The sequence below is a fragment of the Vibrio sp. V43_P6S15P86 genome (assembly GCF_009904725.1).
Lineage (GTDB): Bacteria > Pseudomonadota > Gammaproteobacteria > Enterobacterales > Vibrionaceae > Vibrio > Vibrio diabolicus.
The window spans coordinates 1-5,102 of the sequence record NZ_WXWT01000389.1; the positions used below are offsets into that span (position 1 = coordinate 1).

Consider the following 5,102-nt stretch of genomic DNA (forward strand, 5'->3'; position numbering starts at 1 on the left):
CTAATTTTATTCTTTATCTATCAATAACTTGTTAGGATTCAGCATATTTGTCTGGTACGCATACGACGCCAGAGATTTTTGGGCAAGTTTATTACTCGCTCTCAATTTTTTTTGATATTTATCAAATTATTTTAGTCTGGTTCATTATATAGAGACGTACTTTGAAGGCAACCAAAATCCGTGTGACGAGTACGGATTGACTACTTTTCGACTACTCTACAACAAGGTATTCGTGCTACATAGGATGGAAGTAAGAAAACGGTAAGGAGAACACAATATTCTAAGCGCTAAACCAAGAAAATGAGGCCTTTAAAGAGAAAGTGACTCGGCCTACTCACAAGAGGGGGTCGCAGCAAAGCAGCCGATAAAAAATGCCGCTTTACTGTTCACACTCAAACACTCTTAAGTATTTTTAAATGCCTTCATCGCTTGTAAATGGTGAGAGATCTTTTTGAACTTGTGGGACTGCGTTTCGTCCCAAATGATTTGATAGTATTTTTCTAACTCAGCTGCAGTTTTCGCATTGTCATGCACTTCATCATCTTTGGATAAAATCACCAAGCAGTGAGCCTGATTTTTCGCTCGAAACTGATCAACACATTTTGTTGCGATATCTTCGTACTCTTCTGGGCGATCGATTCGACCAGCCATCGTTTTTTCTGGGTGCAAGTTCGGGTTAAACATCACTTGCTTGATACCGCATAGAAAACCAATTCGTTCAGACCAATAACCACCTAAACCAACCCCACAGATTAACGGGTTTGGATCATCCGATTGATCGATAACTTTAGACACCTCTTTTAACAAGTGTTGCATGTCGTGCTTTGGGTGAAGGGTGCTGTAATTGATAAAACGAACGTCGTCGTCGATGAATTGCAGTTGAAGAACTTTTTCGTGGTTACCCGGGCTTGTACTGTCAAAGCCGTGTAAGTAAATAATCATGTGTACCTCTCCCTGTGTGTATCTGGTACTTTTATTAAAACTACCACTATTTCCTTACTGTTAAAGGGGAAAATATCACGAGTTCTCAAAACAGTGATCTTCCATACACAATGAGCCTTTCAACTCATGCGCACTGTTTAAGTATTGTTCATCTCCCCACAATTTATAGGCCAGTAGATACCAAAGCATCGCCATCACTAGGGTTCTTGGCTGCCACGCCTGTACACCACTTAACCAAAGAGACGCATCTTCGATACCTCGAATCTGGCAATACTGTTTCACCGCCTCTTCCACAGGCGCATCCGCGACTTGAATAGTCAAGGTCAAATCAAGCCTAGGGTCAGCAATACCAGCATACTCCCAATCAATGACTTTCACCCCACTCTCTCCCCGAACGAGGTTGTAACACCCCAGGTCAAAGTGACAAAGAGCTAGTGGAACCGGCGCTACACTCGGTTCCGTGCGCCACTTCATGTATAGAGCCTCAAATTCCGTATCCGCATACTGACCATCAAGCTCAAGCCAATAATGATCGATGCGAGAAATATAAGAAAATGGAACCAAAGGGAGCGCGCTGATCGGGTGCTGATGAATGGTCGCCGCAATGGATAATAAATCTCTTACTGGTAGCCCTACATCCGAAAGTGCTTGCCCTTCGATCCATTCCACCAGTAAACCTTGCTCGTGGATAAACACTGGCTTGGGGCCAATTTCTAACGAAGAGATAGCATTCAGAACTTGATATTCATTGTGGCGAGAAATTGAAAAAGCCTTGCAAACATTACTGGTCGGTCGCCAGATGTATACAAGGCCTTGAGAGGATTCCAACCGCCAACAGCGGTTGGTTAGCCCCCCGGTAACGGTTTGAACTTTTACCGGAGGCTCAGTAAAGAAGCCATCGAGAGCATTAAGACTCGGATCTAACTGTTTTGCTTGTTGCCAAGAAAACCATGCCATTGATGACTTCTCCATCAGTATCGATTAAAGACCGAATAGGCTCTTCGATTGCGCTTTACGAATTTCCGTTTCATCCGCCCACTCAATCAAACCTGTTTCTAGGTCCATTAGGCGCATGGTCATCTTGTAGTATACATCTTTATCGCTACCTGCATTTTTGACGATGCTAGATAGGTTACCGTAAAGCATGTATTGCGCACCCACCATTTTACCAAATTGGATCGCTGTGCTTTGGTTAACCAGCTCATCCGTGTTTTGGAAGTTAAGCTGTTCACGCACAGACTCAACACGGTCCATATCAACAAAGCGGAACTTACCAGAGTTCAGCATCTTAGTAGAAATAGTGTCGGTAATGGATTCAGTGTCAATGTGTTCACTGGTCTTGTTCTTAATTCGCTCAACAAAAACGATAGGACGTTGATCACGAGTAATTGCTGCTACAGAACCCGACATCATCATGCTATCCACCATTTCAGCCGCGATTTTTTGTAAATCTGTTGAGCCAAAATCGATAGTTGTGGTCTCTGTTGCTTGCGCATCGCCGTAAGAGACTTTGTTAGAACAGCCACCCAAAATGACGGCAAGACCTAAAAGAGCAATAATACTTTTTTTCATGAGAGTTCCTTAGTTTTTCAATACCAGCGCATCGTTAACGCGGCAGCTTCGGCAAAGCCGTTAAGATTAATTGTCTTGTGCTTCTCTAATTTGAACACGGAATTTAGTGCCATTTGGATTCACAGTAACTTCAGATAATGTGACTTGCTCAAACCCTCGCACAATCATTTTGCGCCATGGGCCTGGCTTGGTATTCACTTCTAAACCATTATTGTCATACCAATAGAAGCGGTAAAGAATGTGCTGGTCACCTTTATAGTTGCTGCTTAGTTGCACCACTCCACGTGGACGATCATCAACGTAAGTGGTGGTGATGTTGTCAACTAATAAGCGACTACCCAAAACGTTATCATTAAAAAATACTTTTTGCGTTTGACCATCAATTCGAATACCAGCCGTGTTTTCGGCGCATCCAACTAAACCAATAGCCATTGCTAAACAAATAAGCCATGCTTTCATTACAGTCTCCCTAGCTGTTTATGCCACACGGTTGAGTGTGTTCCCTGACGAGATACCCATACCAATGTAGTCTGCTGTGCAGGCACTTCAAACTGATAGGTTTGATCACCCAAGTTTAAACTTTGTGTTCCCGGTTTCACGACTTTTGATGCCGTTTTCACTTGCGCTGGTAATGTTTGCCAACTTCTCGTATCCGGCTGCTCGGTCAATGTGTTCCATACATTGAAAAGTATGTTACCCACATCATCGCCTTTTTTCGCCGCCTCTTTTCGGATTCGATCTTTTGCCCAAACGCGAAGAGCTTGACGGATCACCATTGTAGTCAGACGTTCATTAAGATCGTTTTGTGCCATCGCATTAACATCAGTCAGCGTGCTAGAAGGCAATACCTGACCATTTAAAACCACATCGCTAAAACGTTGAGCACCCCGATTCGGATAATAAGGAAGCGCCAACGAATAAATGGCCCCATTATCGCGACTGTCGTAAATCGGTAGATCAATACGCCAACCTTTCAAAGCCTCCACAACGCCTTGTTCATCAATAACGATGACTCGACCTTGAGACTGAGTTAACCCAGAAGGTGCTTTACCATACCGTTTCTCTAGCATGCGTAAGTCTTCACGCATGCCTAGTTTCTTAGCGGCGTACAACGTGCTTTCAACAACTTGTTTGTTGTCTGGCATCACAGCGAGTGCTCGTCGGTAATCAACATAAGCACTGTTTAAATCTCGTGACGCTTCATATAACAAGCCAGAAAGATAGAACAAATAGCCGTTTTGTACTGCGCTTAGTTTTTTACCAGCATCAGGGTAGCTCGCCAACACACTGCCTAAATTGGCAGACATGCCTTGCTTTTTCAGGTCTTTTTCTGCTGCTTTTAGTTCTTTTTCACGCGCCTTTCTTGCCGCTTCCTGAACTTGATTGGCTCGACGCACTTCAACAAGTGCCCCTTCCAAATCGTTTTTCTGTAAATAGTTTAGCCCGAGATAAAGGTGCAGAAAGCCAAGTTCATAATCGGCGGGATGATAATCTTGGAGATTGTCGTTCACTGCGAGAGAGCCGACGCTCGTTGCCGTTTCTGACACAGAAATAGTCGCGCGATCTTGCTGAACACGAACGGCACGATAACCATTTTCCAGCGCTTTCAAACTTGTCGGGTAATCTTCAGCAAGAAAAGAAATACGGCCCTTTTCAAAGTTGCCAAGTATCTCACCACCCACTTCGCTCGATTGAAGTTGTTTCGCTTTCGCATATTCCCCTGCAACAACGGCTTGATAAACTTCTTGATTCTGGTTGCTGTAGTGACTAAACAGATTGCCCGCAGACAAATTCGCGCAGCCAGAGGCCATTAAAGCCCAGCTCATCAGCCCTAACAGCTTTACACCTAGTTTCACATTTATCTCCACAAATGTGTCATTCGACAGGAAAAAGAAGTGGGTGAACTGCGCCACCCACTTTTTAAAGCTTAGCTCAATACCATTGGACCTAGAGGACGACCGCCTAATAGGTGCATGTGAATATGGTAAACCTCTTGGCCACCGTGCGGGTTACAATTAACGATCAGGCGATAACCGTCTTCCGCAATGCCTTCCTCTTTCGCCAGTTTTTTAGCAACAGTGAACAAACGCCCCATCATTGCTTCATCTTCAGCTTCAACATCATTCGTTGTTGGGATCAATTTATTCGGAATAATGAGAATATGGCTCGGTGTGCGCGGGTTAATATCGCGAAACGCAGTCACCAACTCATCTTGATAAAGAATATCGGCAGGGATTTCCTTACGAATAATTTTACTAAAGATCGTTTCTTCCGCCATGAGGACTCCATTTTATAAAGGTAATTAGACCCCAATTAGTATGCGCCAACCAAAAGCGGAGCTCAATAAAAACAGTGTTCACTTAACATTATTAATCAAACGCTAATTAACGAAGCTTTTTTTGTCGTGTGCGTCATAAAATGCGCGTCACAAACTCAATACAATCCAATGAATTTTGTTACTTTTTTAAGACAATTATTATTTTTATACCCAAGTAAGCTCAAAATTCTTGGGTAGCTTGTCTATTTTGGGAGAGGAAGCTCACTTATGCGAGGTTCAGTTATTAAAAGGATGTATGCGGGCTTTGCTC

General features: G+C 43.4%; 6 protein-coding genes. All 6 read right to left on the minus strand.

The genetic code is table 11. The features are described 5' to 3' along the window. Nucleotides 1–402: 402 nt before the first annotated feature. Nucleotides 403–942 carry an alpha/beta hydrolase YcfP gene (ycfP, locus tag CAG69_RS17610; protein WP_012842003.1) on the minus strand — a complete coding sequence of 180 codons (540 nt, stop codon included), beginning with the start codon at nt 940–942 and terminating at the stop codon, nt 403–405. 75 nt (nt 943–1,017) lie between these two features. Next, nucleotides 1,018–1,899 (minus strand): thiamine kinase, encoded by an 882-nt coding sequence (gene thiK / locus CAG69_RS17615; RefSeq protein ID WP_085343470.1) that lies wholly within the window; start codon nt 1,897–1,899, stop codon nt 1,018–1,020. A gap of 24 nt (nt 1,900–1,923) precedes the next feature. After that, entirely contained in the window at nt 1,924–2,514 is a 591-nt protein-coding gene (gene lpoB, locus CAG69_RS17620) for a penicillin-binding protein activator LpoB (protein ID WP_005378467.1), read from the minus strand. Nucleotides 2,515–2,580: 66 nt separating this feature from the next. Continuing rightward, nucleotides 2,581–2,973, minus strand: coding sequence for a YcfL family protein (locus CAG69_RS17625; protein ID WP_005390620.1), 393 nt, complete (start codon nt 2,971–2,973; stop codon nt 2,581–2,583). Further along, nucleotides 2,973–4,370 (minus strand): COG3014 family protein, encoded by a 1,398-nt coding sequence (locus CAG69_RS17630; RefSeq protein WP_085343469.1) that lies wholly within the window; start codon nt 4,368–4,370, stop codon nt 2,973–2,975. The genes CAG69_RS17625 and CAG69_RS17630 overlap by 1 nt, the downstream gene beginning before the upstream one ends. Nucleotides 4,371–4,441: 71 nt before the next feature. Continuing rightward, complete coding sequence (hinT, locus tag CAG69_RS17635; protein WP_005390611.1) at nt 4,442–4,792, minus strand: purine nucleoside phosphoramidase; 351 nt, start codon at nt 4,790–4,792, stop codon at nt 4,442–4,444. Nucleotides 4,793–5,102: the final 310 nt, after the last annotated feature.

What these genes read in the sequence shown, in the direction of transcription:
- ycfP (WP_012842003.1), bottom strand. Translation starts at nt 942, where the DNA reads ATGATTATTTACTTACACGGCTTTGACAGTACAAGCCCGGGTAACCAC.
- thiK (WP_085343470.1), bottom strand. Translation starts at nt 1,899, where the DNA reads ATGGCATGGTTTTCTTGGCAACAAGCAAAACAGTTAGATCCGAGTCTT.
- lpoB (WP_005378467.1), bottom strand. Translation starts at nt 2,514, where the DNA reads ATGAAAAAAAGTATTATTGCTCTTTTAGGTCTTGCCGTCATTTTGGGT.
- CAG69_RS17625 (WP_005390620.1), bottom strand. Translation starts at nt 2,973, where the DNA reads ATGAAAGCATGGCTTATTTGTTTAGCAATGGCTATTGGTTTAGTTGGA.
- hinT (WP_005390611.1), bottom strand. Translation starts at nt 4,792, where the DNA reads ATGGCGGAAGAAACGATCTTTAGTAAAATTATTCGTAAGGAAATCCCT.